Here is a 26,496-nt window from a genome sequence, read left to right on the forward strand (position 1 = left end):
CGCCGACGCCCCGGGTGCCGTGCGGCGGGAAGCGCACGGCCGCGACCGCGGCCTCGGCCTGCTCGACGGTGTCGACGTGCGGCAGCATGATGCCCTCGGCGCCGGCGTCGAGGATGCGCTGCACGATCCCGGCGTCGAGCGACGGCACGCGCACGATCGGCGCGACCCCGGTGAGCAGCGCGATCCCGATGTGCCGGTACGCGGTCTCGAGGTCGAGGGCCGAATGCTCGAGGTCGATGACGACGAAGTCGAACCCGGCGAGCGCCACGAGCTCCATGCTCTCCATCCCGGGCAGCTTCACCCAGGTGCCGATGGCCGGTCCGTCGGGATTCGCCAGAGCCTTCTTGAAGAGGCTCTGACGCGGCATTCCCGGCATCAGTTCCCCTCGGGGATGCCGACGCCGGGCTTCGCCGGGTAGTCGGCGGCGTTGAGCACCCAGCCCGACGTCGAGAAGTCGACGCGCGGCGGCGAGAAGATGTCGATCAGCTGTTGGTGCGGCCCGATGCCCTGCGTCGTGTGGATCGTCGGCGGCGGGATGACGCAGATCGACGGGGTCGCGATCGGGCGGCTCTCGTCCGGGCGCCACCGACTCGAGTCCGGACCCCAGGGGTAGCGGATGTGGTGGATGAAGGAGCCCTTCACCGCGAGCGAGATCTGCTCGAAGTCGTCGTGGTAGTGCGGCGACAGCTTGAGCGGATCGCGCGGCGCGGGCTCCTCGGCGAGGAAGTTCACCATCACGTTCGTCGTGCGGAAGATGCGGCCGAACCGGCCCGCGGCGATCGGCGTCTCGGCGAGGCGGTAGACCCGCAGGCGGAAGCCGTCGACCGGGTCGGGCCACTCCCCGAGGGGAGCTGCCCGCAGGTCGGGCTCGGCGTAGGCGGCGGCGTTCAGCACCCCCTCGCGCAGGTCGTCGGCGACGACCGAGAACAGCCGGATGAAGACCCCGTCGGCGAGGATCTCGATCGACGAGTCCCCGGGCGGCACGACGACGAACGCCTCCTCGGCGACCTCCTCGACCGCGTCGCCCGCGGTCACCCGGATCGGCGCGCTCTCGGAGTACTGCAGCACGACGTACTCGTCGGGCTGGGCGGCGCGGGCGAAGACATCCCCCGCCTTCGCCTCGGTGTACGACACGACGAGGGTGGCGCTGCGCGCGTTCCAGGTGCGGCTGCCGGCGGCGGTCGTCGCGGTCGGGTCGAGGGTCAGGAACTCGATCCACTGCGAGGGCTTGATCGGGGTCGACGGGTCGACGGTGACGGTGGGCGCGGCGGCGGCGAGCTTCGAGCGGATGTCGTCGGCGGCGTACTGGGTGGACACGAAGTGCTCCTCGAGGTGTTTACAGGGTGACGCCGGCGAGGCCTTTGAGCCCCAGCATCCGGCGGGCGTCGTCGGGGGTGGCGATCTCGCGGCCGAGGTCTTCGACGACGCCGCGGATCTTCTGCACCTGCTGGGCGTTGCTCTCGGCGAGCTTCCCTTTGCCGATCCAGAGGCTGTCCTCCAGGCCGACACGCACGTGCCCGCCGAGCCAGGCGGAGTGGGTCGCGAACTGCATCTGGTCGCGGCCCGCCGCGAACGCCGAGAACTGGTAGTCGTCGCCGAAGAGCTTGTCGGCGATCGCCACCATGTGGGTGAGGTTGGCGTGGTCCGCCCCGATGCCGCCGAGGATGCCGAAGACGCCCTGGATCATGAACGGCGGCTTCACCAGCCCCTGCTCGACGAAGTAGGCGAGCGAGTAGAGGTGCCCGATGTCGTAGCACTCGAACTCGAACCTGGTGCCGCCCTTCTGCCCGAGCTCGCGCAGCACGTACTCGATCTTGTCGAAGGAGTTGATGAACGGATGCGAGTAGGTGCCGAGCACGTAGGGCTTCTCCCAGTCGTGCTTCCAGGTCGTCACCCGGTCGGCGATCCCCGAGTAGACGAAGTTCATCGAGCCCATGTTGAGGCTCGCCAGTTCCGGTGAGAACCGCACGGCCCCGGCGAGGCGCTCCTCGATGGTCATCTGCGACGAACCACCGGTGGACATGTTGATGACGACATCCACGTCGCTCAAGATCGCCGGGATGATCTCCTCGAAGATCGACGCCTCGAACGCCGGACGCCCATCGGGGTGGCGCGCGTGGAGATGGATGATCGCCGACCCCGCGGCGGCCGCCTCGAGTGAGGCCTGCACGACCTGCTCCGCCGAGAGCGGCAGGTAGTCGCTCTGCGACGGCACGTTGACACTGCCGGTGACCGCGGTGCTGATGATCACCTTCTCCGCGCGCTGCACCTCAGGACGCCTTCGGCGAGTCTTCGAGACCGAGCAGGTAGGCCGTGTTGTGGCAGATCATCTGCCGCACGTCCTTCTCGCTGATCCCGTGATCGAGCAGCTGCTGGATGACGTAGATGTAGCCGTCGACCGGGTAGGGGTTGGCCAGCTGTCCGAGGTCGGAGTCGATGACGGTGCGCTCGGGCCCGATCTTCTCGATCCAGTCGACCAACTGACTGATGGGGAACCCGGGCGCTGGGACGCCCGGGTGGTACATGGACATCTCGTGCTCGACGAAGGCGCCGTAGGAGAGCAGCTCCTCCACGTCGCCGTCGGAGGCTCCGATGATGAAGTCGGGGTGGTGCAGGATGAGGCGCTTGACCCCGTTCTCCTTCGCCGTGGCGAAGAACGCCTTCTGCGACTCGACGTCGAGGTGACCGCCGGTGAGCAGGATGCCGGCTTCCGCGACGAGCTGGGTGACGCGGACCGTCTCGGCCGACACGTTTCCGGAGGCGTCGTAGATCGACTCCTCCTTCTCCTCGAGGTTGGAGCCGGCGGTGGGGAAGCCGTCGTCGTGGCTGTGCGCCTCGATGTGGCGGGCGGCGGAGACCGTCGGCCCCCACACCGCCTTGCCGCCCATCTGGATGGCGACCGCGACGGCGGACGGGTTGACCCCGCCGACTTCGGAGTTGAGGGCGACGCCGCCGTAGGCCGGCGTGGGCGCATCCTTCAGCAGGTCGCGCATCGCGAGCAGGTCGAAGACCGTGTTGTGGTGGTGCGACTTGATGAGGATCGCGCGCATGCCGATCTTCGCCGCGTCGTAGGAGGCTTCGACGTGGTTGAGCTTGCGCGGGAACGGGCTCGGGCCCGAGTGGGTGTGCAGGTCGACCGCCCCCTCGAGCACCTTGAGCAGAGCGGGTGACGGCGTGGGTCTGGCGTCGGCGGTGTCCATCCGACTACCTCCTTGTGTTCGGATTCTGGAACGTGGCGTTCATATTACGGATCAGGTCGCCTCCTGTCCAACTCCCCGTGATCACGGCGTTCAGCGCAGGGTTTCCCTCGGAACACAGCATCCGCTTGAGAAATCTCGGTCCTGGACGCCGAGTTGACGCCGTGCCACGCCTGCGCTTATGTTCGGAATCTGAAATCGCAGATTGCATTTCGAACACGCCCTCGACGAGGAGGTGACCTGGTGATCAACGGAACGACCGCTCCGGATGACGACGCTCGCGATGCCGAGCTGCTCACCCTTCCCGACGCCGACCGGGGCTCCATCCAGTCGATCGACCGCGCGGCCCTCGTGCTGGGTCTCCTCGACCAGCACACCCGCACGCTCTCGCCGGCGCTCGTCGCCGAGCGGCTCGGGCTCAACCGCACGACGGCGCACCGGTACCTCCAGTCACTGCAGTCCTCCGGCTTCCTCGACGCCGGCTACGGGCTCGGACCGCTGTTCGACCAGCTCTCGGCGCTCATCTCCGGCCGGCAGCAGATCCTCGACCTCGCTCCCGGCATCATGCGTCAGCTCTCCGACGCGACCGGGCTCACCGCGGTGCTCAGCTTCCTCGGTCGCGGCGGCGCCGTCGTCACGCTCGTCGAGGAGGCGAACGTCGGCACGATCATCCTCACGGTGCGCGTCGGCACGGTGCTCGAGGTGCGCGCCGCCCAGTCGCGGATGCTCCTCGCCTTCCAGTCCGACCCCGGCGTCGTCGCGCGGGTGCACGGCGAACTCTCCCCCGAGGAGCGGCGCACCGAGACCGCGGCGCTCGCCCGCGTGCGCCGCGAACGCATCGCCTGGGCCGACCTCGGCCGCATCGGCCTCGCCTCGGTCGCCGCCCCCGTGTTCGGTTCGCGCGACATCCAGGCCGCGATGGCCCTGCTCGGCACCAGCCCGGTGCTCTCCCCCGACGACGTGGCCGACCGGGTCACCCTGCTGCGCGACGCCGCCGACCGCCTCAGCGCCCTGCTCGCGACCTGACCCCGAATCGAATGGACCCGCTCATGACCACCACGACCCCCGCGGCGTCGCCGACGCGGCGGCGCGTGAACGCGAACTGGCTGCTGCTCATCCCGTCGCTCGCGCTGCTCACCGCGATCCTGCTCGTCCCGCTCGTGCAGAGCCTGCTCCGCAGTCTCCAGGCTCCGGTGACCGAAGGCGGCGGCTGGACGTTCGACAACTACGCGAAGCTGTTCACCGACGGAGTCACGATGACGGTACTCGGGCGCACGGCATCCACCGCCTTGATCGTGACGCTCGTGGCGTTCCTGCTCGGCTACCCGTACGCCTACTTCATGACGCGGGTCAGCGACCGCACCCGCGCGGTGCTGCTGGTCATCGTGCTCATCCCGTTCTGGACCTCGGTCATGGCCCGCAACTTCGCCTGGCTGACGATCCTCCAGCGCGGCGGGCCGGTGCACTCGGTGCTCGACTTCTTCGGGCTCGGCGACATCCAGCTCGTCGGCTCGCAGATCGGCGTGACGATCGCGATGAGCCAGGTGCTGCTGCCGTTCATGGTGCTGCCACTGTTCAGCGCGCTCTCCGGCATCGACCGGAAGCTGCTGCTCGCCGCCCGCGGCCTCGGCTCGTCGCCGCTCGTCGCCTTCTGGAAGATCTACTGGCCGCTCTCGCGCGGCGGCGTCGTCGCCGGCCTCATCCTGGTGTTCACGCTGAGCCTCGGCTTCTACGTGACCCCCGCGCTGCTCGGTTCGCCCCAGCAGTCGCTCATCGCCCAGCTGCTCGCCCAGCGCACCACCCAGCTGCTCGACTTCGCCGGCGCCGGCGCGCTCGGCATGCTCGTGCTCGTCGTCACCCTCGTGCTCGTCGCCTGGGCGAACCGCGTCGGCGGCACCATCTCGGCGATCGGCGTCGTCGCCACCGGATCGAAGGGCCGCTGATGACCATGCAGACTGCCGAACCCGGCACCGAGACGTCGTTCGTCACCGCGGGCCGCAAGGGCCGCCGTCGCCGTGACCGCTCGGTCGACCCGATCCCGTGGTGGCTCGCCGTCGTCGGCGTCCTCGTCGCCGGCTACTTCATCCTGCCCACGCTCTTCGTCATCCCGATGAGCTTCGGCAGCTCGGGCAGCTTCCAATTCCCGCCGAAGGAGTGGTCGCTCGACCTCTACCGCAACTTCTTCACCAACCCGAAGTGGATCGGGTCGCTCGGCAACTCGCTGCTCGTCGCCGTGCTCGCCTCGATCCTCGCGACCATCGTCGGCACCGCCGCCGCGCTCGGACTGCACAACCTCACCGGGCGGGTGTCGCAGTTCGTGCGCACCCTCCTGATGATCTCGATGGTCACGCCGGCGATCGTCGTCGCGATCGCCGTGTACATCTCGTTCCTCCAGTGGCACCTCGTCGGCTCGATCGGCGGGTACGTGCTCGCCCACGCGGCGATCGGCGTTCCCTTCGTGCTGGTCTCGGTGACGAGCGCACTCGGCGGCTTCGACGCCAAGTTGCTGCGGGCCTCGGCCTCGCTCGGCGCGTCGCCCGTGCGCACCTTCATCCGGGTCACCCTGCCGCTCATCAGCCGAGGCGTGTTCACGGGGGCGGTGTTCGCGTTCGTGACGAGCCTCGACGAGGTCGTCATCGCGCTGTTCCTGCGCTCGCCGTTCTTCCAGACCCTGCCCGTGCAGATGTACACGGCCGTCACGGTCGAGGTCGATCCCACGATCGCCGCCGCGTCGAGCCTCGTCGTCGTCACGGTGACGCTGCTGCTGCTCATCCCCATGCTCGTCCGACGCCCGAAGCGCCGCTAACCCGAGTCGTCAGGAGAATCCCATGACTACGACCACCGTCACCCCCGCAGCCCCCGCCGCCGTGCGGCAGGGCACCCAGATCCGCCTCGAGCACGTCACGAAGGACTACGGCCTCGCGGTTCCGGCCGTCGACGACATCTCGCTGACGATCGAACCGGGCGAGTTCATGACCCTGCTCGGCCCCTCGGGCTCGGGCAAGACCACGACCCTCAACCTGATCGCCGGGTTCGAGACCCTCACCTCCGGCACGATCGAACTCAACGGCCGGGATGTCGGCAAGCTCCCGCCGCACAAGCGCGACCTCGGGATGCTCTTCCAGAACTACGCGCTCTTCCCGCACATGACGGTGGCGCAGAACGTCGCCTACCCGCTGCGCGAGCGGCGGCTGCCGAAGGACGTCATCCGGCAGAAGGTCGCCGACGTGCTCGAGCTCGTGCAGCTCACCGGTCGCGACGACAACCACCCGTCGCAGCTCTCCGGCGGCCAGCAGCAGCGCGTCGCCCTCGCGCGGGCGATCGTGTTCGACCCGAAGGCGCTGCTGCTCGACGAGCCGCTCGGCGCGCTCGACCGCAATCTCCGGGGGGCGCTGCAGGCGGAGATCCGCCGCATCCACCGGGAGGTCGGCTCGACGTTCGTCTTCGTCACGCACGACCAGGAGGAGGCGATGAACCTCTCCGACCGCATCGCGCTGTTCAACACCGGGCGCATCGAGCAGATCGGAACCCCCGAGCAGCTGTACCGCGCCCCCGAGACGCTCTTCACGGCCCGCTTCCTCGGCGACTCGAACGTCTTCGAGCTCGACGGCGGCGCGACCGGATCGAGCGTCGGCTGGGACGGCGCGACCTGGGCGGTCGACGCCGACACCGTCGCGGCCCATCCCGGTGTGCTCACCCGCGCCGCGGTCGTCGTGCGCCCGGAGGATGTCGAGATCGTGCGGACCGCCTCGAAGCTGCCGTCCGGCGTCAACTCGGTGCCCGCCATCGTGACCGACGTCGAGTACATGGGTTCGTACCGCACCGCCATGCTCGCGCTCGGTCCGTCCGGCGTGAAGGGTCGCGCGCGCATCGACGCGTTCGACTCCGCCCTGACCCGCGGCGACGACGTCGTCGCGTGGTGGCGCCCTCAGCGACAGAGGGTCGTCGCCGCCTGAAACGTCGCGGGCGCCACCCGGCGCCCGCGATCACTGCCACGGCTGGGACTCCGTCGGCAACTCCACCCAACACACGCAGCACCCGCAATCCACGACACGGAGGAAATGACAAAGATGTCCCGATCCAGAAGCATTCTCATCGGCGTGAGCGCGCTCGCGACCGTCGGCCTGCTGGCCGGCTGCGGCGGCTCTCCCGAACCCGTCGACACCGGTATCGGTGAGCCGCAGACGATCACCTACGTCGGCTACGGCGGCGCCGGGCAGGACGCGCAGATTCAGGCGTGGCAGGTGCCCTACACGCAGGCGCACCCGAACATCACGTTCGTCAACACCTCGCCGCCCGACGTGGCGCAGGTCAAGGCGCAGGTCGAGGCCGGCGCCGTGCTGTGGGACGTCATCGCGACCGCCCCGTACGCCGCCGAACAGAACTGCGGCACGCTGTTCGAGCCGCTCGAGATCGAGCTCACCGTTCCCGAGGAGGACCTCGTCCCCGGCAGCGTCGGCGAGTGCTACACGGCCAACTGGATCAACGCGACCCCGATGGCCTACCGCACCGACGCGTTCCCGGACGGCGGACCGGAGACGATCGAGGACTTCTTCGACGTCGAGGAGTTCCCCGGACAGCGCGGCTTCGTGACCAACCTGCAGAACGGCATCCTGGAGTACGCGTCGATCGCCTCGGGCGTCGACCCGGAGGAGGTCTACCCGCTGGACGTCGACGGCGCGCTCGAGGAGCTCGAGACGATCCGCTCGGTCACGACGTTCGCCCCGAACGTCGGCGCGCTCCAGCAGGCGGTCTCGGCCGGCCAGGTCGACATGTTCTTCCTGCCGGACTCGCGTCTGGTGCCGCTGCTCCAGGAGGGCGTCGACATCACGATCGTCTGGGACGTCACCGTCGCGTCGATCAACGCGTTCGCCGTGCCGAAGGGCTCGACCAAGAAGGAGGCCGTCGAGGCCTTCCTCGCGAGTGTGATGGAGCCCGGCCCGGTGGCGAAGATCTCCGAGCTGCTCGGTGTCGCGCCGATCAACAGCAAGGCCGAGCCGGCGCTCAACGAGTTCTCCGAGCAGGTTCAGGTCTACAACCCCGACGTGAACCCCGGGATCACGGTGCTCCAGGACATCCCCTGGTACACCGAGAACTTCAACGAGGCGTCGACGAAGCTGACCAACTGGCTCGCCGGCTGATCCAGCGCCCCTAGCCGACCCCTCGCCGCCGACCGACGTGCTCACCCCCGAGATCGCGATTCCCGCCGTGCTGACCCACGGAGCGGAATACGATCGAGCGATGGTGACCACGGAGGCCGGGGGCGAGGGGTCGAGCTTCGACATCCAGTCCGTCTCGCGCGTCGGCCAGATCCTGTCGTTGTTCGGCCCGCACACGACCGAACTGAGCGCCGTCGAGGTCGCTGAGCGTCTCGGCCTGAACCGCACGACCGCCTATCGGTACTGCGCGTCGCTGGTCTCGGCGGGGATGCTCGCGCGCGGCCACAGTCGCGGCGGCTTCGTGCTCGGCGGACTCATGCTGCAGCTCGGCATCCACGCCCTGCATCGGCAGCGGGTGCTCGACCTCGCGCCGTCGTACCTCTCGGAGCTCAGCCGCGCGGCCGGCACGACCGCGGTGCTCAGCCTGTGGGGAGCGCGCGGCCCGGTCGTCGCCCTCGTGCAGGAAGACACCTCGCGCGCCGTCGTCGTCACCGTGCGACCCGGCACCCAGTTGGAGATGGATGCCGCGCAGATGCGTGTCTTCCTCGCCCACCACACCGACCACAAACTCATCGAGCGGATGATGGACGAACTCGACGCCCCGCGTCGGGCCGAGGTCGAAGCCGGGGTGTACTCGGTGCGCCGCACCGGCTACAGCCTCGTGAAGCTCGCGGGCGGCCTCTACGGAGCCGCCGCCCCGGTGTTCGACGAGCACGGCATCACCGCCGCGATCGCCCTCCTCGGGGCGGAGCAGGTGGCGGACCTCTCGGCCGGCTCCCCCGTCCTCACCGCTCTCGTGAACACGGCGGCTGCGCTCAGCGACGAGCTGAGCAGCCGCGAAGGAGAGCAGCAGATTGCCCGTCAGCGGTAGCACCCCGACCTACGACCAACTTCTCGCCGCCGATCCGCCCGGCTCCAGCTGGAGCCACTTCGGGGCCGGCGATCAGCTCGGCACGATCAACTTCCTCACGCCCGAGCGCGTCGCGGCGGCCGCACGCCTCATCCGCACCGGCAGGCGCTTCAGCCTCGACCACGCGGTGACCGCGTTCGAGCCGTACCCGACCGGCACCCGCAAGAACGTCGCCCATCACGTCTTCTCGAACAACGAGTTCCACCGCGACGACTGGGTCGACTCCTTCTACCTGCAGTCCTCGTCGCAGATCGATGCGCTCCGCCACATCGGGCACCCGCTCCACGGCTTCTACGGCGGCCTCTCCCCCGCTCAGAACACTCCGGACTCGACGGCGCTCGGGGTGCAGTCCTACGCCGACGCCGGGATCGCCGGGCGCGGCGTTCTGCTCGACCTGCCGCGGTTCTTCGAGCGCGAAGGACGCCCCTACGACACCGAGGAGACCATCCGGGTCGACGCCGCGATGCTCGACGACATCGCCGCGGCCCAGGGCGTCACCTTCGGCGGCGGCGAGTTGCTGCTGCTGCGCACCGCGTGGGCGGAGCGCTACCTCGCGAAGACCCCCGAGGAGCGGGCGGCGACCCGCTGGCGCCTCTCCCCCGGACTCGCGCAGGAGGACGGCATCCTGCGCTGGCTGTGGGAGCACGAGATCGCCCTCGTCGCCGCCGACAACCTCGCGGTCGAAGCCGACCCGGTGCTCGCCTCCGACTTCCGTTACCCGGGCGAGACGCCGCCGGAGCGCGGCGTCGACCACTCCGGGATGCTGCACCGCCCGCTCATCGCGCTGCTCGGCATGGCGATGGGCGAACTGTGGAAGCTCGACGACCTCGCCGCGGACTGCGCCGCCGACGGCGTGTACGAGTTCTTCCTCACGGTGAAGCCGCTGAACCTCCCCGGCGGGGTCGGGTCGCCGCCCAACGCCCTCGCGATCAAGTAGCAGGCGGGGTCGCCGCCGCCGCGGCGCGCGCGGCGGCAGGCAGAGCGGTCAGGATGCGGTCGAGCGCCGCGTCGTCGTGCGCGGCGGTGAGGAACCACGCCTCGAACGCACTCGGCGGCAGCGAGACCCCCTGGTCGAGCATCGCGTGGAAGAACGGCGGGTAGCGCCAGGACTGCTGATCCTTCGCGTCGGCGTAGTCGAGCACCTCACCGGACCGGAACGCGACCGAGAACAGCGACCCGGCACGCGGGATGACGTGGGTCACCCCTTCCGCGCTGAGCGCGTCGTGCACGCCGTCCGCCACGATCGCGGAGGCCCGGTCGACGCGGGCGTAGACCTCGGGGGTGGCGAGCCGCAGTGTCGCGAGCCCGGCGGCGACGGCGAGCGGGTTCCCGCTCAGCGTGCCCGCCTGGTAGACCGGCCCGAGCGGTGCGAGCAGATCCATCACCGCGGCCCGGCCGCCGAGGGCGGCGAGCGGCATCCCGCCGCCGAGCACTTTGCCGAACGTGACGAGATCGGGCAGCCAGCCCGTCGACCCGGTGACGCCCGACGACTCCAGGCCCCACCATCCGGCCGCGTGCACGCGGAACCCGGTGAGCACCTCGTCGAGGATGAGAAGCGCCCCCCGCTTGTGCACCTCGAGCGCGAGCGCCCCGTTGAAGCCGGGCAGGGGCGCGAGCACTCCGGCGTTGGCTCCCGCGGCCTCGGTGATGACGGCGGCGATGCGATCGGGATGCGCCGCGAAGGCATCCCGCACGGCGTCGAGATCGTTGTACGGCAGCACGAGGGTCTGCGCGGCGATCGGCGCCGGCACCCCCGCCGAACCCGGCAGGGCGAAGGTCGCGAGCCCCGAGCCGGCTTCGGCGAGGAGCCCGTCGGAGTGCCCGTGGTAGTGCCCGGCGAACTTGATGATCAGGTCGCGGCCGGTCGCGGCCCGCGCGAGCCGGATCGCGGTCATCGTCGCCTCGGTGCCGGTCGACACGAGGCGCAGGCGCTCGACGAGCGGGGTACCACGGATCGTCAGCCGCGCGACGACCTCCTCGGCGAGCTCGGTCTCGCCGGGGGTCGAGGCCCCGAACGACAGACCTCGCGCGGCGGCGTCCTGCACCGCGGCGACGACCTCGGGATGCGCGTGCCCGAGCAGCGCCGGACCCCAGGACGCGACGAGGTCGACGTAGTCGCGTCCCGCCACATCGGTGACCGTCGGGCCGGACGCCGACACGATCGACAACGGTGTGCCGCCGACCGAGCCGAAGGCGCGCACGGGCGAGTTCACCCCGCCCGGGATGACCGCCCGGGCGGCGCGCGCCGCCTGCTCGTTGGTACCGGTCACGACCGAGCCCACCGCTCGGCCGCCTCGACGGCCCAGTAGGTGAGCACGGCATCCGCTCCGGCGCGCCGGATGGCGACGAGCGACTCGTCGATCGCCCGCTCGCGGTCGATCCAGCCGTTCGCGGCAGCGGCCTCGAGCATCGCGTACTCGCCCGACACCTGGTACGCCCAGACCGGCACCGGTGAGGTGGCCGCGGTCTCGGCGAGCACGTCGAGATACGACGACGCGGGCTTCACCATCACGATGTCGGCGCCTTCGGCCACGTCGAGCGCGACCTCGCGGGCGCCCTCGCGACGATTGGCGGCGTCCATCTGGTACGTGCGGCGGTCGCCCTGCAGCTCGGATTCGACCGCGTCGCGGAACGGCCCGTAGAACGCGGAGGCGTACTTCGCGGCGTAGGCGAGGATCGCGACGTCCTGGCGACCCGCCGCATCCAGCACGGCCCGCACGGCGGCGACCTGGCCGTCCATCATCCCGGAGAGCCCGACGAGGTGGGAGCCGGCCTCGGCCTGGGCGAGCGCCATCTCGCGGTAGCGCACGAGGGTGAGGTCGTTGTCGACGCGGCCGTCGGCGTCGAGCACGCCGCAGTGTCCGTGGTCGGTGAACTCGTCGAGGCAGAGGTCGGTCTGCACGACGAGCGCGTCGCCCGCCTCGGCGACGGCGATCCGGGTGGCCACGTTGAGGATGCCCTCCGGGTCGGTGGCGCCCGAGCCGACGGCATCCCGGGTCGCGGGCACCCCGAAGAGCATCACGCCGCCGATGCCGGCTGCGGCGGCGCGAGCGATCTCGGCCTTCAGCGAGTCGAGGGAGTGCTGCACGACGCCCGGCATCGACGCGATCGGCTGCGGCTCGGTCGCGCCTTCGCGCACGAACAGCGGCAGGATCAGCTCGGCGGGGTGCACGCGGGTCTCCGCGACGAGCCGGCGCCAGGCCGGGGTCGCGCGCAGGCGGCGGGGGCGGATGACGGGGGACGCGTTCACGAGGACCCTCCGGCGAGCGGGGCGAGGTTCGCGGCCCCGTTCGCGAGCAGCTCGTCGGCGACGCGGGAGCTGAGCTCGCCGGCGGGATCCGTCGAGTCGGAGACGTAGAGGGCGTGCGACGCGGTGATCCGCTCCGAGCCGTCGGGGGCGTAGACGCGGCCGGAGAGGAACATCATCCCGTCCTCGAGGAAGGCCGAGGCCGCCACGGGAGCCGAGCAGCCGGCCTCGAGCCGGGCGAGCACGCCGCGCTCGGCTTCGGCGGCCAGACGCGACGGGCCGTGGTCGAGTTTCGCGGCGAGTCGCGTGTCGCCCGCGCGGGTCTCGATCGCGAGCGCGCCCTGCGCCGGGGCCGTCGGCCACCAGGCGAGTTCGAGGAACTGGGTGATCGCCTCGAGCCGGCCGAGACGGTCGAGGCCGGCGACCGCGAGCACGACGGCGTCGAGGGCGCGGTCGGGGTCGTCGGCCCCCACTCGGGCGAGGCGGGTGTCGACGTTGCCGCGGAGGTCGACGACCTCGAGGTCGGGGCGTCGGGCGAGGAGCTGTGCGCGGCGACGCGGCGAGCCGGTGCCGACCCGGGCTCCGGGCGGGAGCGTGTCGAGGGTGAGGTCGTCGCGGGCGCACAGCGCGTCGCGGGCATCGGCCCGGGCGGGCACCGCGGCGATCGCGAGACCCGGCTCCGGCGCCGTCGGAAGGTCCTTGAAGGAGTGGACCACGACATCCACCTCGTTGTCGCGGAGGGCCGCGCGCAGGGCAGTCGCGAAGATCCCGGTGCCGCCGAGCGTGGCGAGCGACTCCGTCGAGCGATCGCCCTCGGACTCGATCACGACGACCTCGGCGCCCAGCTTCTCGGCGATCGCCTGAGACTGGGCGAGGGCGAGGGCGCTGCCGCGCGTTCCGAGCCGGATGCCGCCGGCGCTCACGGGGCCAGTCCCGAGGCGGCGGGCTTGAACCCCGCGCGGACGTTCTCGCAGCAGCCCGGGCGACAGACGTCGTACCACGGGCCGAGGTCGGTGAGCGCCGGACGATCGTCGACCGGGGTACCGTCACGTCGCTCGAGCACGAGGTCGACGAGACCTTCGACGAAGCGCCGGTGCGAGCCGGGCGTCGGCACGCGCACGAACGCGAGCCCGGCCTCGGCGGCCGACTCCTTCGCCTCGGTGTCGAGGTCCCAGAGCACCTCCATGTGGTCGGAGAGGAAGCCGACCGGCACGACGGCGACCGCACGGATGCCCTCTCCCGGGAGTTCCGCGATGCGATCGTTGACATCGGGCTCGAGCCAGGGCTGCGTCGGCGGACCGGATCGCGACTGGTACACGAGCTCCCAGCCGAGTCGCTCGAGACCCAGTTCGCGGGCGGCGAGCGTCGCGACGAGTTCGCTGACCGCGAGGTGCTGCGCCGCGTAGGCCCCGCCGTCGCCGAAGGACCGGTCACGCGGGCCCGAGCGCTCGGCGTCGGTCGTCGGGATCGAATGGGTGGCGAACAGCAGCCGCACCTGCGACGGGTCGTCGACCTGCGCGAGCAGCTCGCGCACCCCGGCGACGACGCCCTCGACGAACGGCTCGACGAAGCCGGGGTGGTCGAAGTACTGCCGCACCTTGTCGATCGCGATCGCGCCCGCGAGCCCGGTCTTCTCGAGCGCGATCGCGATGTCCTCGCGGTACTGGCGGCACGACGAGAACGACGAGTACGCGCTCGTCGCGATCGTCAGGAGCGTGCGGTGTCCGTCGTCGTACGCGGCCTGGACGGCATCCGCCAGATACGGGTCCCAGTTGCGGTTGCCCCAGTACACCGGCAGGTCGATGCCGCGACGGCCCAACTCGGCCTCGAGCGCGGCTTTGAGCTCGCGGTTCTGGTCGTTGATCGGGCTCACGCCGCCGAAGTGGCGGTAATGGTGGGCGACCTCCTCGAGGCGCTCATCGGGGATCCCTCGCCCACGCGTGACGTTGCGCAGGAACGGGATGACGTCGTCCTGCCCCTCCGGGCCGCCGAAACCCGCCAGCAGGATCGCGTCGTAGGCCACCGGCACGGTGACGTGCTCCGGCCCGGACGACGCGGCGTCGCTCGCCCCGAGGACGGGACCGCCGGTCGACGGCAGCTGCTCGATCGTCACGACAGCACCTCCGCGACCTCGTCGAGCTCCAGGCGCCGGCCGGTGAAGAAGGGGATCTCCTCGCGCACGTGGAGCCGCGCGCCGGTCCCGCGCAGGTGACGCATCAGGTCGACGAGGTCGATCGCGTCGTCGGCTTCGAGGGCGAGAATCCACTCGTAGTCGCCGAGCGCGAAGCTCGCGACCGTGTTGGCCTGCACCTGCGGGTACGTCGAGCCGGCACGGCCGTGCTCGCCGAGCAGCCCGCGGCGCTCGTCGTCGGGCAGCAGGTACCACTCGTAGGAGCGCACGAACGGGTAGACCGTGACCCACTCCTTCGGCGGCAGACCCTTCGCGAACGCCGGCAGGTGGTCGCGCGAGAACTCTGCGTCGCGGTGCACGCCGAGCGCGTTCCAGGTCGGGTCGAGCACTCGCAATTGGGCGGTGCGACGCAGGATGCGGAGCGCGTGCTGCAGCGTCTCCGCGGTGTCGCCGGTGAGCCAGAGCATGAGGTCGGCGTCGGCGCGGAGTCCGGACACGTCGTAGACGCCGCGCAGCTGCACGCCGTCGGGAAGCGCGGCGATCTCGTCGGCGAGGTCGGCGGCACCCCCTGTCGCGGTGGCCCGGGTACGGCGGAAGACCGCCCAGAGCGTGTAGTACGTGGTGCCGTCGGTCACGACTCCATCCTCCCCCGCCCCACGTGGAGGGGCGAATCGTCCAACAGGGTCGCGGCGAGCGCTTCGGCGTGCGGGATCACCGACGCGAGCCCGACGCCGGCGACAGGTTCGCCCACCTGCCGGCCGTCGCGCGGATCGGGTGCGGCGCGCGACCAGGTGCTCACCGTCGCGTCGACGGCTTGCGGTAGCGGGATGGCGAACAGCGCGGCGGCGTCGGCGAGCGCGGTCGCGACGGGGTCGGCCGGCGGGGTGTCGTAGGAGAGCCGCAGGACGTGGCGCCCGGGGAGGGCGTCGGCGATCCACCGCCACTTCGCGGTGAGGTGGGTCAGCGCGCGCGCGGCAACACCGGCCCCGGGTGCCACGAGCACCCCCGAACCACGCGGGGCGCCGTCGAGCCCCGCGGCTTCGAGCACGAGGGTGACGAGCATCACCTCCCGCCCGGCGGGGGCGCCGGGACGCGACGCGGCCCACACGGCGCCGGGCGGCGCGTCGTCGACCCGGACGCCGGTCTCGACGACGACCCCGAGACGCGCGCACTCCGCGGCGAGGGCATCGGCGAGACGGAACATCCCGCCGCGCAGACCGGCGACGAGCGATCCTGCCGGGGCCGAGGTCCGCAGGGAGCGCACCGCGGCCGCGAGCGAGCCGTGCTCGCGCAGGGCGGCCCGTAGCAGCGGGGCGGCGACGTCCAGCGGCAGCTCCCGGGCCTCGCGCGAGTAGACGCCGCGCGCGACCGGGGCGACGAGGGTATCGAGCACGGCCCGGCCCATGCGGGCGGCGACGAGATCGCCGACGGTCGTGGCGTCGGACCCGACGGACGACGGAAGGAGCTCGTCCAGCTGGGCCCGCAGCGCGCCCCGTCGGCCGACCGCGCGCACGACGTCGGCCGCGCGCGGATCCGCCGGGATGCCGAGCAGACCCGCCACGGGCAACGGCACCGCTCCTCCGCGCGCCCGCTGCACCCACGCGGGACTGGGTGCGGGCGACACGACGTCGGCGGCGAGACCGAGTTCGTCGACGAGCGCGCGTACGCCGCCGCCGCGCGTCCCGAACGACTCGGCGGCGGCATCCAGCTCGACTCCGGCGATGCGCTGGCGGGCGAGCTGCCCGCCGAGGCGGTCGGACGCCTCGAGGATCGTGACGCGCCGGCCGGCCAGGGCGAGGCGGCGGGCGAGGACGAGTCCGGCGACCCCGCCGCCGACGATCGTCGTCACGTCAGTCCGCGTCATGGACGATCTCGACGAGGCGGGTGAGCACGCCCGGGTCGGTCTCGGGCGGAACCCCGTGGCCGAGGTTGACGATGTGGGCGGGCGCGGTGTTCCCCCGGCGCAGCACGTCGGCGACGTGCGCATCGAGCACGGCGGCGGGCGCGTCGAGCAGTGCCGGGTCGATGTTGCCCTGCAGCGGCAGCCCGGGCACGATCCGCGCGGCCTCGTCGAGCGGCAGCCGCCAGTCGACGCCGATCACGTCGGCCCCCGCGGTCGGCAGCAGGTCGAGGAACGGCGCGGTGCCGAGCCCGAAGTGGATGCGCGGAACACCGAGGTCGGCGACGTGGTCGAGCGCGCGGCGGGAATGCGGCAGCACCGAGCGCTCGTAGTCCGCCCGCGACAGCGAGCCGGCCCACGAGTCGAACAACTGCACGACGCTCGCCCCGGCGAGCACCTGCGTGCGCAGGAACAGCCCCGTGACGTCGGCGCACCAGTCCAGCAGTGCCGCCCAGGCGACCGGGTCGGCGTGCATCATCCCGCGGGTGCGTAGCTGCTCCTTCGACGGTCCGCCCTCCACGAGGTAGGAGGCCACCGTGTACGGCGCTCCCCCGAAGCCGATGAGCGGCGTCTCCCCCAACTCCGCGACGACGAGGGCGACCGCGTCGGCGATCGGGGCGAGCGCCTCGGGGCTGAGGCGCGGCAACCGCGCGACATCCGCCGCCGTGCGCACGGGCTCGTCGAACACCGGGCCCTTGCCGGTGACGATGCGCACCCCGACCCCGGCGAGCAGCACGGGCACGACGATGTCGCTGAAGAAGACGGCGGCGTCCACCCCGTGCCGGCGCACCGGCTGCAGAGTGATCTCGCTCGCCAGGTCGGGCGTCAGGCAGGCCTGCAGCATGTCACCACCGGCGCGCAACTCCCGGTACTCGGGGAGCGAGCGTCCGGCTTGGCGCATGAACCAGACGGGGCGGGTGGCCGGGCGGATCCCGCGCGCGGCGGTGACCAGGCGAGAGGATGCGGTACGCCCGGCGGCGAGCGGATGGTCGGCGGGCAACGGCACGATTTCTACTCTACGTAGAAACGCGACCGTGTACCCCGGGGTACCCTGGCAACGTGCTGTTCTGCCTCACCGCGAATCACCGGACGATCGAGTTCGACGTCTTGGATCGCATCTCGCGGGTCACCTCGACGACCGCAGCCGATCTGATCGCCCGACAGGACTTCGTGCGGGGCGCGATCGTGCTCAGCACCTGCAACCGCTTCGAGGCGTACATCGAGATCGATGATCCGCTGACCGCCGCCACCGAGCTCGCGGTCGAGGCGGTCGTCGACGCGCTCTCCCTGAACGCCGGCGACGACGCCGAGGTTCTGCGTGCCCACGCCGTCGCGCTCACCGGGCAGGACGTCGTGAAGCACCTGTTCGCGGTGAGCTCCGGGCTCGAGTCGATGGTGCTCGGTGAGGAGGAGATCACCGGCCAGGTGCAGCGCGCTCTGCGCGACGCGCGCCTCGCGGGCACGACCTCGAGCGGGCTCGAACTGCTGTTCCAGCGCGCGGCCCACGCCTCCCGGGAGGCCCGCGCGCAGAGCGACCTCGCGGCGGCGGGACGCTCCCTCGCGCGGCTCGCCCTCGACCTCGCCGACACCCGTGTCCCCGACTGGGCGCAGGCCCGGGTGCTCCTCGTCGGCACCGGCAGTTACGCCGCGACGACCGTCGCCGCGCTGGACGCCCGCGGTGCGCGCGACATCCGAGTGTTTTCGGCGACCGGGCGCGCCGCGCAGTTCGCGGTGCGCTACGGCGTGCGAGCCGAGAACGATCTTCGTGAGGCCATCCGGGATGCCGAGGTCGTCATCACCTGCACCGCCCGGTACGTCGTCACGACCGGCGACGTGCCCGACGACGCCCGGCGTTTGATCATCGACCTCGGCCTGCCCCGCAACGTCGAGCCCGCGGTCGGAGACCTGCCGGGCGTCGAGCTGCTCGACCTGGAGATCATCGGTCGGCACGCGAGCCTGCCCGACCTCGGGCCCGGGGCGCACGAAGCCGTCGGTTCCGCGGCCGCCGCGTTCGAAGCCGACCGCCTCGCGGCTCCCGCCGTCGTCGCGCTGCGCCGCCACGTCGACGCGGTGCTCCAGTCCGAGATCGACCGGGCGCGGGCCCGTGGCGGTGACGACGTCCACACGGAGGCCGCGCTGCGGCACTTCGCGGGCGTGCTGTTGCACGGGCCGTCGGTGCGGGCCCGGGAATTCGCCGCCGAGGGCCGCCTCGACGATTTCGCGGGAGCGCTCGCAACACTCTTCGGCATCCAGCCGGACGCCGCGCCTGCCGGCCAGGCGGAGCGAGGCGCTTCGGCGTGACGCGCGGCCAGCGCCCTCAGCGGCGCGGGCCGAGCCCGTCGACGAAGGTGCGGATCGCGACCGAACCCGCGTCGTGCGTCGACGGACCGGTGCCGCCGTTCGCGAAGTGCGTGCGGAACTCGAGCACCGAGACCATCCAGGTGGCGAACACCGCGGCGGCGTCGACGCGCGGCCGCGGGTCGTCGTCGGTCGCGCCCGCCGTGGCGCGGAATCGGTCGGTGAGCACCTCCTGCGCCGCCACCCAGCGCTGCATGATGTGGCCGGCGATCTCCGGGGCGCCGCCGCCGATGAACTCCAGCACCGGATGCAGCACCGTCACCTCGTCGACCTTCTTGTTGTCGTCCCAGCCGTTCGAGGTCATCGTGGTGAGGGTGCGGGCGAGGGTGTCGTCGAGCCGCTCCCCCGCCGGCCGCTCCCCCATCAGGCGAACGAACTCGTCGAGCCACGCGTCGAAGAAGTCCAGCAGGATCGCGGCCTTCGACTCGAAGTGCAGATAGAGGGTGCGGATCGCCACGTCGGCCGCGGCGGCGATCTCCTCCATCGAGGTGCCGGTGTAGCCCTTGTCGAGGAACAGCACGTTGGCCGCGGCGGAGATCTTGCGACGGGTCTCCGCCTTGCGCAGCTCGTTCCGTCCGGGTGCCTTCACAGAGAAAAGGGTAGCGGGACCGACCTCCGCGGTCAGTCGCGGTTCGCCGGCCCGAGGACGTGGAAGTTCCCTTCGCCGTCCCTCCACGGCTCCCACCTCTCGCCGGCGACGACGGGCACGCCGTCTCGCGCGAACGAGCCGAGCAGTTGTCGACACGCGGCCGACACCGCATGCCGGTCGCGCGCGTCGCCGACGATCGGGATGCGATCGACCGTGCCGAAGAAGTAGGCGAGGTCGAGGCTGTGACTCGCACCGAGCAACCCCTCGAGCACCGGGCTGGTCTGGGTGAACTCGTAGGCATAGGTCGCCCGCGAACCGGCCGAGCTTCGCTCGATCATCAGCCGTGTCGGGTGACGGAAGTAGCGATCGCTGAGCGCTCGCGCCACCCGAAGATGCACGGGCTCGTCGGGGTGGTCCGCCGTCACGGCCTCCCACTCCGCCTCGGACTGCAGGCGCGCGATCGCCTCGTCGTCCGACATCCCGACCCGATACCCGTCCTCCTCGGCGAGCATGAGCGCGAACTCATGACTCGTGAACCCGATCACGACCTCCTTGTCGGCGTAGCCGGACGCCGCGGTGGGTGAGAACGGATGCTCCGGCACGTCGACGTCGTCGAGGGACGGGCCGAAGCCGGCGAACGGGATCTCGCCGATCTCCGTGTGGGGGGCTCCGAAGAACTCGTCGAGCTCCGGGCGCAACCGGGACTGGGCGTCGAGGATCGCCTCGACCGGCAGATCCCGCGCTCCCTCGACGTCGACGACCCCGAGCTCCGCGAGCAGACGCGTGCCGAGCTCGGCGGAGACCTCGGCGTCGGCGATCCGGGTCGCCGGGAAGCTCATGAGCACCACCCGACGGATCAGATCCCGAGCTGCGGGCATCGCGGCGAGCACCGCGGCCTTGGCGCATCCGCCCGACTGTCCGACCACCGTGATGTTCTCGGGGTCCCCGCCGACTCCCGCGATGTTGCGGTGCACCCACTGCAGCGCCTGGACGATGTCGAGCATCCCGGCGTTCGCCGACCGCGGTGCCCCGTGGGCGCGCAGGTCGGCGAAGCCGAGAGCGCCGAGCCGGTGGGTGACGGTCACGACGACGACATCCTGGTCGCGGCTGAGGATGTCGCCGTTGAACACCTGCTCGTTGCCGCTGCCGTGCACGAAGCCGCCGCCGTGCAGCCAGAGGATCACGGGGCGCGGGGAGTCGCCGGGCGCGCTCGGTGCCCAGACGTTGAGGCGGAGGCAGTCCTCGCTCATCCCCCCCGCCTCGACCGGCCACCCGCCGCGCGGGTAGAGCAGACCGAGCACCTCCAACATGCTGCCGCCGGAGACGAGCCGGGTATCGACCTGCGGCGCCGAATCGCCGAACGAGAACGCGTCGCGCTCCCCCTCCCACGGCTCGACGGGCTGCGGAGGGCGGAACCGGTTCGCCCCGGCCGTCGAGGCGCCGTACGGCACGCCGAGGAAGGTGCGCAGTCCGCCGCCGTCGATCCCGCGCAGGCGGCCGTCCCCGGTCCACCAGATCGTGTGCCGTGCAGGTGCTGATGCGGTCATCCCTTGAGGGCTCCTTCCGTGAGTCCGCCGATGACCCGTCGCTGCGCGAACGCGAAGGCGACGACGAGCGGCAGGGCGCTCATCACGACGTGGGCGAAGACGAGGTTCCAGCGCAGGGTCTGCGCGCTGGAGGTGGCGAACGAGTACAGCGCGAGTGGCAGTGTCTGCTGCGACGACGTCGGCATCAGGAACTGGGCGAAGAAGAAGTCGCCCCACACCGTGATGATGAGGATGATGCCCGCCACGAACAGGATCGGCGCCATGAGCGGCAGCATGATCTGCCAGAACACCTGGAATCGGTTGGCGCCGTCGATCGCCGCCGCCGCTTCGAGATCCTGCGGCAGCCCCCGGACGAATCCGGTGGCGAGGAACACCACGATGCCGATCCGCGTGCCGATCATCACCAGGATGTAGCCGATCGTCGTGCCGTCGAGGTTCATCTGTCGCAGCAGGAAGATGGTCGGGATGAGGGTCGCCGGCATGAGCATCGACAGCGCGAGCGCGTAGAACGCGACCTGCTGCAGTCGCGACGTCGACCGGGCGAAGCCCCAGGCCGCCGCCGCCCCGATGAGGGTGACGACCGCGATCGTCGGCAGGCTGACGAGCAGGCTGTTGCCGAGCGCGCGCAGGTAGTCGCCCTGGGTGAACACGGCCGCGTAGTTGTCGACGAACGCCCACTCGGTCGGCAGCTCGAGGGTGAGCGACGCCGCCTCGCCCGCAGGCTTCGCGGAGTTGACGAGCACCATCCACAGCGGGATGCCCACCCAGGGGAGGGCGAACAGGCCGAGGAGCACGTACCGCACGGTCGAGTACGCGCGGGCGCGACGGCCGATCATGCGCGCACCTCCCGGCGGCGCAGCCACGCCACGAGGGGGATCGTGACGACGATGACCAGCAGCGTCACGGTGAGCCCGAGGGCGCTGCCGGTGCCGAAGTTGCCTTGGCCCCACTGCATCCGAAGCAGGATGTTGAGCGAGCGGGTCGCATCGCCCGGCCCTCCCCCGGTCGTCGCCGCGATGATGTCGTACGCGCTGAACGCGCCGACCAGTGTGACGACGACGTTGAAGGTGAACGCCGGGGCGAGCAGCGGGAACGTGACGCGCCAGAAGCGCTTCCAGGCGTTCGCTCCGTCGAGAACCGCGGCTTCGATGAGTTCTTGCGGCACGGCGTTGATGCCGGCGATGTAGACGAGCGTCGTCAAACCGATCCACTTCCAGGCGTCGATGAAGGCGACAGCGGGGAGCGCGGTGCTGATCTCGCCGAGCCAGGCCCAGGAGAACCCGGGGATGACGACGCCGATCGCCTGATTGACCGGGCCGTCGGGGGCGAGCAGACCGCGCCAGATGAAGCCGGCCGAAAGCGGCGAGAGCAGCACCGGCAGGAAGAACAGCGTGCGGAAGAACCCGTTGAGCCGGGTCGACTCACGGAGTGCGTAGGCGAGGGTGAGGCTCACGACGTTCTGCACCGTCATCGCGATGAGCGCGTAGACGACGGTGACCGTGATCCCCTGCTGGAGGTAGCCCTGAGAAGCGAGGGATTCGAAGTTGCGGGTCCCGCTCAGGGTGATCGTCGAGCTGTAGGAGGTCCAGGTCGAGAACGCGAACGGGAAGTTCAGGATCTGCGGGATCGCGAAGAAGACCGCGACGAGCGTGATCGCCGGGAGGGTGAACCAGGCCCACGAGCCCAGGACGCGGTCGCGGAGCGGAGGGCGCCGACGAGGGCGCCCTCCGCGGGCGAGCGCGGCCGCCGAAGCGGATGCACTCATGCGATCACCAGCCCGGCAGACCCTGGGCGGTGGCGGCGTCGGCGATCTGCTGCTGCAGGGCGGCGGCGACCTCTTCCGGTGTCTTCTGGCCGACCGTCAGTTCGGAGAGCAACGGGAAGATCCCCCCGAGGCCGCTCGGCAGACGCGCGGCCCCGAGCGCCGTCGACGGACCGTCGTAGGCGGCCTTGATGTCGAGCAGCAGCGGGGTGGTCGCGGCCGGGTCGGACGCTCCGTCGATGATCGGGAACGTGCCCGACTCGTCGATGTAGGCCTGGTAGTGCTCGCCGGTGATGAACTCCAGGAATCCGCGCGCCGCCGTCTCCCGAGCGTCGTCGCCGGTCTTCGGCAGCAGGTAGGTGCCGATCGGACCGGGGTTCAGCATCGCGACCTTCTCCGTCTTGCCGAAGGCCGTGAACCCGACCTTCTCGCCCAGCAGTTCGGCGTCGCCGCCGGCGGCGTCGAGGTAGACCGGGGCGATGTTCGAGTGGATCGACTGGTACGCCGCCTCGCCGTTGTAGACGGAGGCGACCGCGTTCTCGAACGTCGCCGAGGTGACGTCGGAGTTCATGCATCCGCTGTCGAGCAGCGACTTGTAGTCGGTGAACGCCTCGAGCCACGGCGAGTCGGCATCGTCGAGGGTCGCGCTGCGGTCGAGGATGCTCTGCACCCACGACGTCGTGCTTCCTTCGGCGGCGAGCAGCGCGTTCATCGCGATCGGCGGCCAGACCGACGCGCCCGCCTCGGCGAGCGTCGGCACCCCGGCGGCGCTGAGCACCTCGCACTGCTCGACGAGTTCCGCGTAGGTGCCGGCCGGCTCGAGCCCGAACTGGTCGAGCACATCCTTGCTGTAGTAGAGCCCCCACACCTCCGGGAAGTTGGTGATGGCCGCGTAGACCTTGCCGTCGGTGCCTCGTCCGCCGATGTCGTAGATGCTGCCCGACGCGGCGACGAAGGCCTCGTCGCTGAGGTCCTGGAGGTTCTCGGTCGGGTTGAGCAGCGAGATGAACGACTCGGTGCCGTGGAACTCGAGGATGTCGGGTCGGTCGCCGGTGGCCCACTTGGTGAGGGTCGCGTCCTCGAAACCGTCCGACGAGATCGAGACGAGTTCGAGCTTGTTGCCGGTCGCCTCCTCGTAGGCGGCGTAGCTGTCGAGCACGGCCTGGGGGTCCTGGCTGTTGTGCCAGACCGTGAGGGTGACGGTGCCGTCTCCGGCATCCGCGGAACAGGCCACCAGGGTTCCGGCGGCGATCGCCGCCGCGGCTGCGGTGGCGATGAGGCGACGGTGTCGCATCGTGAGCATCCTCTCCTTTGAGTGTGTGCAGGTCCGGCTCGGGCCGGTGGTCTTTTTTCTCACACTCTGATTTATTTCGCAAGTTCTCCCCGGTAGTCTCGTCCCCGTGGCCAGCGCGGAAGCACCCGAGACGCTCCGGCAGCTCCGCGAGCGCAATCTGACCCGCATCCTCACCGCCGTCGCGGCCGCCGGCGAGGCGCGGCAGTCCGATCTGCCCGACCTCACGGAACTCGCCACCGGAGCGGTCAGCAGCATGGTCAACCAGCTGCTCGAAGGCGACTTGCTCGCCGAGCGCACCATCGCCGCGAGCAGCCGTGGGCGGCCGGCACGCGCGCTGCGGATCGCCGACCACTGGGCGGATGCGATCGGCGTCACGATCACGCGCGACGGGATCGTCGCCGAAGCGCAGACCCTCACCGGGCGCCGCCTCGGCACGTACGACGCCCCGATCCAGATCGGGGAATCCCCTGATCAGGTGTCGGAACGGATCGCCGCGCTGATCGCGCCCGTCATCCGCGAACACGGCCGACCGGGCGGGGAATGCGTCATCGCGATCTCGATCCCCGGGCGCCCGTTCGACACCATCGGCTCGCTCGAGCTCGAGTGGATCAACGAACCGGTGAGCCTCCTGCTGAGACCGCTCCACGCCGCCGGATTCTCGGAGGTGCTGGTCGGCAACGACGGCAGCTTCGCCGCTGTCGGCGAAGTCGCCGAGGGCCGCGGGCGAGGTCTCGGGCACGTCGTGGTGCTGCTGCTCGAGCGGGGCCTCGGTGGCAGCGCGATCGTCGACGGGAGCCTCGTCAGCGGCTTCCGCAAGCCGGCGGGATGGGGCCATATCCCGCTCGAAGCCGGAGGCCTCCCCTGCGGCTGCGGACTGCGCGGGTGCGCCGAGCAGTACTTCTCACTGGAGGCGATGTCCCGCGACCTCCGCGAGGAGGACGTGCTCGCCCGGTCGACGACCGCCGGGTACGCCGACACGCTCGTCCAGCGCGCCCGCGCGCACGACCGACGCGTGCTCGGCGTCCTTCAGACGGCACGCGAACGACTCGCCCACCTCTGCGACGTGCTCGCCGGCTCGTTCGACCCCGACAAGATCATCCTCACCGGACACGGGATGCCGCTCGGCCCCTGGCTGCTGTCGCAACCCGCGGGCGTCGGCCAGATCCCGGTCGAACGCGGCGACCTCGCGGGCGCGGCACCGCTCGTCGGCGCGCTCGCGACCGCACGACGCGCGCGATTCGAGAATCCACTGTTCGCCCCCGATGTCGAGGTGGGCTGACGCGCGGCAGAGATCAGCCGTGCTGCTCGATCCACGTCCACTCGGACTCGTCGATCGTCAAGCTCGCGTCACGGGTCGGCAGGACCCCGGCGGCAAGCAGCGCGTCCCGGGATGCCATGTCGAGCGGCTCGCGCAGGTGCGCCTTCAGGTGCGTCTTGGCCTCGAACGACAGCCGCGGCCACCACGCCTTGATCTCCACGACCGTCAGCGTAGCCGGGCTCCCGAACGGCCTCAGGCGTTCCGAAGGGGTCGCCGGGGAAGCCAGCGGACGATGCCGAGGAGAGCGAGCACCAGCACGAGCTCCACGACCCCGGTGGCGAAGTAGATGACCTGCAACCAGGAGTTGCCGGCGATGATGCCCGTCTCGACGTAGATCCAGATCATCACCCCGAAACCGGCGACCGCCGACCACAGCAGCGCCGACTCACGCCGAAGCACCAGCAAGACGCCCGCCAGTGCGTGTGTGCCTCCCACGACGAACATCAGGATGAGAGCCGGCCCGACGAAGCCGGAGAAGGGTCCGTTCGCCAGCATCGCGACGGGCATGCCCAGGCCGTCGGTGGCGAGCATGGCGACACCACCGCCGACGGCGGAGATCAGGGTGAACGCCAGGACGCCGACCAGCGTCCGTCGCGCGATCGTCCTCAGCCGGTCGGAGGGATCCGTCGTGGTCATGGCGCCGTGAGGCGGTGACAGGGGATGATGTCGATCGACGCGCACGGCTCTACTCTCCGGCGGATGTCCTCGTCGGCACAGAGTCGTTGGTCCCGCTCCGCATCGCGACACCCGGCATTCGCCCCGGGCGATCAGACGCAACGACAGAAGCCGCCTCCGGATAGGGCTTAGGCATGGCGTCATCCTTCCAGGCCACCCATCAGGGCAAGCCATTTCAGATGTCACCTATCCCTGCATCAGTCCCATCAGTCCCAAGGGATGTCTCAAGACATAGGCAACTGGGTTATGAGCCAAGCGACAGCACCCTTCTGGAGCACCATCTTGTCCGACTGCAAACCCCCGACCCATGGCTAAGGGACTCGAAGTTCAACGAGCGGATCTCGCCTTGCCGCCGCAAATGCCGGGATCAGGGCGGCCAGGATGCTCACCGCAATAGCGATGACGTCAA

At 70.9% G+C, this 26,496-nt stretch carries 27 protein-coding genes; 9 read left to right on the forward strand and 18 right to left on the reverse strand.

Annotated elements, in window-relative coordinates; translation table 11 throughout:
- The 4 genes from ACILQS_RS07435 to ACILQS_RS07450 all read right to left on the reverse strand — a co-directional run.
- Nucleotides 1-376: aldolase/citrate lyase family protein (locus ACILQS_RS07435; protein WP_395639483.1), on the reverse strand; the 376-nt coding region annotated here is incomplete at its 3' end.
- Entirely contained in the window at nucleotides 376-1,317 is a 942-nt protein-coding gene (locus ACILQS_RS07440; protein ID WP_395639484.1) for a hypothetical protein, read from the reverse strand. The genes ACILQS_RS07440 and ACILQS_RS07435, both read right to left, overlap by 1 nt.
- A gap of 19 nt (nucleotides 1,318-1,336) precedes the next feature.
- A complete protein-coding gene (locus ACILQS_RS07445) occupies nucleotides 1,337-2,269 on the reverse strand; it encodes a 3-keto-5-aminohexanoate cleavage protein (protein ID WP_395639485.1) in 933 nt (310 codons plus the stop codon).
- A 1-nt stretch (nucleotide 2,270) separates the two neighbouring features.
- Nucleotides 2,271-3,200 carry a DUF6282 family protein gene (locus tag ACILQS_RS07450; protein WP_395639486.1) on the reverse strand — a complete coding sequence of 310 codons (930 nt, stop codon included), beginning with the start codon at nucleotides 3,198-3,200 and terminating at the stop codon, nucleotides 2,271-2,273.
- Nucleotides 3,201-3,440: 240 nt separating this feature from the next.
- On the opposite strand from ACILQS_RS07450, the gene ACILQS_RS07455 reads away from it, so the two are divergent.
- From ACILQS_RS07455 to ACILQS_RS07485, 7 genes are all read left to right on the forward strand, one after another.
- Nucleotides 3,441-4,223, forward strand: a complete 783-nt coding sequence (locus tag ACILQS_RS07455) for an IclR family transcriptional regulator (protein ID WP_395639487.1) — start codon at nucleotides 3,441-3,443, stop codon at nucleotides 4,221-4,223.
- A 23-nt stretch (nucleotides 4,224-4,246) separates the two neighbouring features.
- Nucleotides 4,247-5,140, forward strand: coding sequence for an ABC transporter permease (locus ACILQS_RS07460; RefSeq protein ID WP_395639488.1), 894 nt, complete (start codon nucleotides 4,247-4,249; stop codon nucleotides 5,138-5,140).
- Nucleotides 5,140-6,003, forward strand: coding sequence for an ABC transporter permease (locus tag ACILQS_RS07465; protein ID WP_395639489.1), 864 nt, complete (start codon nucleotides 5,140-5,142; stop codon nucleotides 6,001-6,003). The genes ACILQS_RS07460 and ACILQS_RS07465 overlap by 1 nt, the downstream gene beginning before the upstream one ends.
- Nucleotides 6,004-6,025: 22 nt before the next feature.
- Nucleotides 6,026-7,153 (forward strand): ABC transporter ATP-binding protein, encoded by a 1,128-nt coding sequence (locus ACILQS_RS07470; RefSeq protein WP_395639490.1) that lies wholly within the window; start codon nucleotides 6,026-6,028, stop codon nucleotides 7,151-7,153.
- A 114-nt stretch (nucleotides 7,154-7,267) separates the two neighbouring features.
- Nucleotides 7,268-8,338 (forward strand): extracellular solute-binding protein, encoded by a 1,071-nt coding sequence (locus ACILQS_RS07475; protein ID WP_395639491.1) that lies wholly within the window; start codon nucleotides 7,268-7,270, stop codon nucleotides 8,336-8,338.
- Between the two features lie 100 nt (nucleotides 8,339-8,438).
- A complete protein-coding gene (locus ACILQS_RS07480) occupies nucleotides 8,439-9,227 on the forward strand; it encodes an IclR family transcriptional regulator (protein WP_395639492.1) in 789 nt (262 codons plus the stop codon).
- Nucleotides 9,211-10,203 (forward strand): cyclase family protein, encoded by a 993-nt coding sequence (locus tag ACILQS_RS07485; protein ID WP_395639493.1) that lies wholly within the window; start codon nucleotides 9,211-9,213, stop codon nucleotides 10,201-10,203. The genes ACILQS_RS07480 and ACILQS_RS07485 overlap by 17 nt, the downstream gene beginning before the upstream one ends.
- On the opposite strand, the gene ACILQS_RS07490 is transcribed toward ACILQS_RS07485, so the two are convergent.
- The 7 genes from ACILQS_RS07490 to hemE are packed head-to-tail and all read right to left on the reverse strand — an operon-like array spanning nucleotide 10,196 to nucleotide 17,550.
- Nucleotides 10,196-11,536 (reverse strand): glutamate-1-semialdehyde 2,1-aminomutase, encoded by a 1,341-nt coding sequence (locus ACILQS_RS07490; protein WP_395639494.1) that lies wholly within the window; start codon nucleotides 11,534-11,536, stop codon nucleotides 10,196-10,198. The two genes, ACILQS_RS07485 and ACILQS_RS07490, sit on opposite strands and share 8 nt — an antisense overlap.
- The gene (gene hemB, locus ACILQS_RS07495; RefSeq protein ID WP_395639495.1) at nucleotides 11,533-12,516 is read right to left on the reverse strand and encodes a porphobilinogen synthase; all 984 of its coding nucleotides are present in this window, start codon (nucleotides 12,514-12,516) and stop codon (nucleotides 11,533-11,535) included. The genes ACILQS_RS07490 and hemB overlap by 4 nt, the downstream gene beginning before the upstream one ends.
- Nucleotides 12,513-13,436 (reverse strand): hydroxymethylbilane synthase, encoded by a 924-nt coding sequence (gene hemC / locus ACILQS_RS07500; RefSeq protein ID WP_395639496.1) that lies wholly within the window; start codon nucleotides 13,434-13,436, stop codon nucleotides 12,513-12,515. Before hemC ends, hemB begins: the two co-directional genes overlap by 4 nt.
- Entirely contained in the window at nucleotides 13,433-14,626 is a 1,194-nt protein-coding gene (locus ACILQS_RS07505) for a ferrochelatase (RefSeq protein WP_395639497.1), read from the reverse strand. Before ACILQS_RS07505 ends, hemC begins: the two co-directional genes overlap by 4 nt.
- On the reverse strand, nucleotides 14,623-15,279 hold the full coding sequence (gene hemQ / locus ACILQS_RS07510) for a hydrogen peroxide-dependent heme synthase (protein WP_395639498.1): 657 nt from the start codon (nucleotides 15,277-15,279) through the stop codon (nucleotides 14,623-14,625). Before hemQ ends, ACILQS_RS07505 begins: the two co-directional genes overlap by 4 nt.
- Nucleotides 15,276-16,508, reverse strand: coding sequence for a protoporphyrinogen/coproporphyrinogen oxidase (locus ACILQS_RS07515; protein ID WP_395639499.1), 1,233 nt, complete (start codon nucleotides 16,506-16,508; stop codon nucleotides 15,276-15,278). The genes hemQ and ACILQS_RS07515 overlap by 4 nt, the downstream gene beginning before the upstream one ends.
- Nucleotides 16,495-17,550, reverse strand: a complete 1,056-nt coding sequence (hemE, locus tag ACILQS_RS07520; RefSeq protein ID WP_395639500.1) for a uroporphyrinogen decarboxylase — start codon at nucleotides 17,548-17,550, stop codon at nucleotides 16,495-16,497. Before hemE ends, ACILQS_RS07515 begins: the two co-directional genes overlap by 14 nt.
- 53 nt (nucleotides 17,551-17,603) lie before the next feature.
- Here hemE and ACILQS_RS07525 point away from each other — a divergent pair, with 53 nt between their 5' ends.
- Nucleotides 17,604-18,845 carry a glutamyl-tRNA reductase gene (locus ACILQS_RS07525; RefSeq protein WP_395639501.1) on the forward strand — a complete coding sequence of 414 codons (1,242 nt, stop codon included), beginning with the start codon at nucleotides 17,604-17,606 and terminating at the stop codon, nucleotides 18,843-18,845.
- 16 nt (nucleotides 18,846-18,861) lie between these two features.
- Here the strand turns inward: ACILQS_RS07525 and ACILQS_RS07530 are convergent, their stop codons facing one another.
- Genes ACILQS_RS07530 through ACILQS_RS07550 form a run of 5 tightly spaced genes read right to left on the reverse strand, consistent with a single transcriptional unit; the run spans nucleotide 18,862 to nucleotide 24,094 of the window.
- Nucleotides 18,862-19,491: a TetR/AcrR family transcriptional regulator gene (locus ACILQS_RS07530; RefSeq protein WP_395639502.1), complete on the reverse strand. Its 630-nt coding sequence runs from the start codon at nucleotides 19,489-19,491 to the stop codon at nucleotides 18,862-18,864.
- Between the two features lie 32 nt (nucleotides 19,492-19,523).
- On the reverse strand, nucleotides 19,524-21,038 hold the full coding sequence (locus tag ACILQS_RS07535; protein WP_395639503.1) for a carboxylesterase/lipase family protein: 1,515 nt from the start codon (nucleotides 21,036-21,038) through the stop codon (nucleotides 19,524-19,526).
- Entirely contained in the window at nucleotides 21,035-21,874 is an 840-nt protein-coding gene (locus ACILQS_RS07540; RefSeq protein ID WP_395639504.1) for a carbohydrate ABC transporter permease, read from the reverse strand. The genes ACILQS_RS07535 and ACILQS_RS07540 overlap by 4 nt, the downstream gene beginning before the upstream one ends.
- Nucleotides 21,871-22,803 (reverse strand): carbohydrate ABC transporter permease, encoded by a 933-nt coding sequence (locus ACILQS_RS07545; RefSeq protein WP_395639505.1) that lies wholly within the window; start codon nucleotides 22,801-22,803, stop codon nucleotides 21,871-21,873. Before ACILQS_RS07545 ends, ACILQS_RS07540 begins: the two co-directional genes overlap by 4 nt.
- A 4-nt stretch (nucleotides 22,804-22,807) precedes the next feature.
- Complete coding sequence (locus ACILQS_RS07550; RefSeq protein WP_395639506.1) at nucleotides 22,808-24,094, reverse strand: ABC transporter substrate-binding protein; 1,287 nt, start codon at nucleotides 24,092-24,094, stop codon at nucleotides 22,808-22,810.
- A 106-nt stretch (nucleotides 24,095-24,200) separates the two neighbouring features.
- Here ACILQS_RS07550 and ACILQS_RS07555 point away from each other — a divergent pair, with 106 nt between their 5' ends.
- Nucleotides 24,201-25,373: an ROK family protein gene (locus ACILQS_RS07555; RefSeq protein WP_395639507.1), complete on the forward strand. Its 1,173-nt coding sequence runs from the start codon at nucleotides 24,201-24,203 to the stop codon at nucleotides 25,371-25,373.
- Between the two features lie 13 nt (nucleotides 25,374-25,386).
- On the opposite strand, the gene ACILQS_RS07560 is transcribed toward ACILQS_RS07555, so the two are convergent.
- Complete coding sequence (locus ACILQS_RS07560) at nucleotides 25,387-25,572, reverse strand: hypothetical protein (RefSeq protein ID WP_395639508.1); 186 nt, start codon at nucleotides 25,570-25,572, stop codon at nucleotides 25,387-25,389.
- Nucleotides 25,573-25,604: 32 nt separating this feature from the next.
- Entirely contained in the window at nucleotides 25,605-26,048 is a 444-nt protein-coding gene (locus tag ACILQS_RS07565) for a hypothetical protein (RefSeq protein WP_395639509.1), read from the reverse strand.
- Nucleotides 26,049-26,496 lie beyond the last annotated feature (448 nt).

This window comes from Pseudolysinimonas sp., from assembly GCF_044239695.1.
Lineage (GTDB): Bacteria > Actinomycetota > Actinomycetes > Actinomycetales > Microbacteriaceae > Pseudolysinimonas_A.

Excerpts from the sequence above, each read along its gene's own strand:
- ACILQS_RS07450 (WP_395639486.1), bottom strand. The coding sequence starts at position 3,200 with ATGGACACCGCCGACGCCAGACCCACGCCGTCACCCGCTCTGCTCAAG.
- ACILQS_RS07460 (WP_395639488.1), top strand. The coding sequence starts at position 4,247 with ATGACCACCACGACCCCCGCGGCGTCGCCGACGCGGCGGCGCGTGAAC.
- ACILQS_RS07465 (WP_395639489.1), top strand. The coding sequence starts at position 5,140 with ATGACCATGCAGACTGCCGAACCCGGCACCGAGACGTCGTTCGTCACC.
- ACILQS_RS07470 (WP_395639490.1), top strand. The coding sequence starts at position 6,026 with ATGACTACGACCACCGTCACCCCCGCAGCCCCCGCCGCCGTGCGGCAG.
- ACILQS_RS07475 (WP_395639491.1), top strand. The coding sequence starts at position 7,268 with ATGTCCCGATCCAGAAGCATTCTCATCGGCGTGAGCGCGCTCGCGACC.
- ACILQS_RS07480 (WP_395639492.1), top strand. The coding sequence starts at position 8,439 with ATGGTGACCACGGAGGCCGGGGGCGAGGGGTCGAGCTTCGACATCCAG.
- ACILQS_RS07515 (WP_395639499.1), bottom strand. The coding sequence starts at position 16,508 with ATGACGCGGACTGACGTGACGACGATCGTCGGCGGCGGGGTCGCCGGA.
- ACILQS_RS07535 (WP_395639503.1), bottom strand. The coding sequence starts at position 21,038 with ATGACCGCATCAGCACCTGCACGGCACACGATCTGGTGGACCGGGGAC.
- ACILQS_RS07540 (WP_395639504.1), bottom strand. The coding sequence starts at position 21,874 with ATGATCGGCCGTCGCGCCCGCGCGTACTCGACCGTGCGGTACGTGCTC.
- ACILQS_RS07545 (WP_395639505.1), bottom strand. The coding sequence starts at position 22,803 with ATGAGTGCATCCGCTTCGGCGGCCGCGCTCGCCCGCGGAGGGCGCCCT.
- ACILQS_RS07550 (WP_395639506.1), bottom strand. The coding sequence starts at position 24,094 with ATGCGACACCGTCGCCTCATCGCCACCGCAGCCGCGGCGGCGATCGCC.
- ACILQS_RS07565 (WP_395639509.1), bottom strand. The coding sequence starts at position 26,048 with ATGACCACGACGGATCCCTCCGACCGGCTGAGGACGATCGCGCGACGG.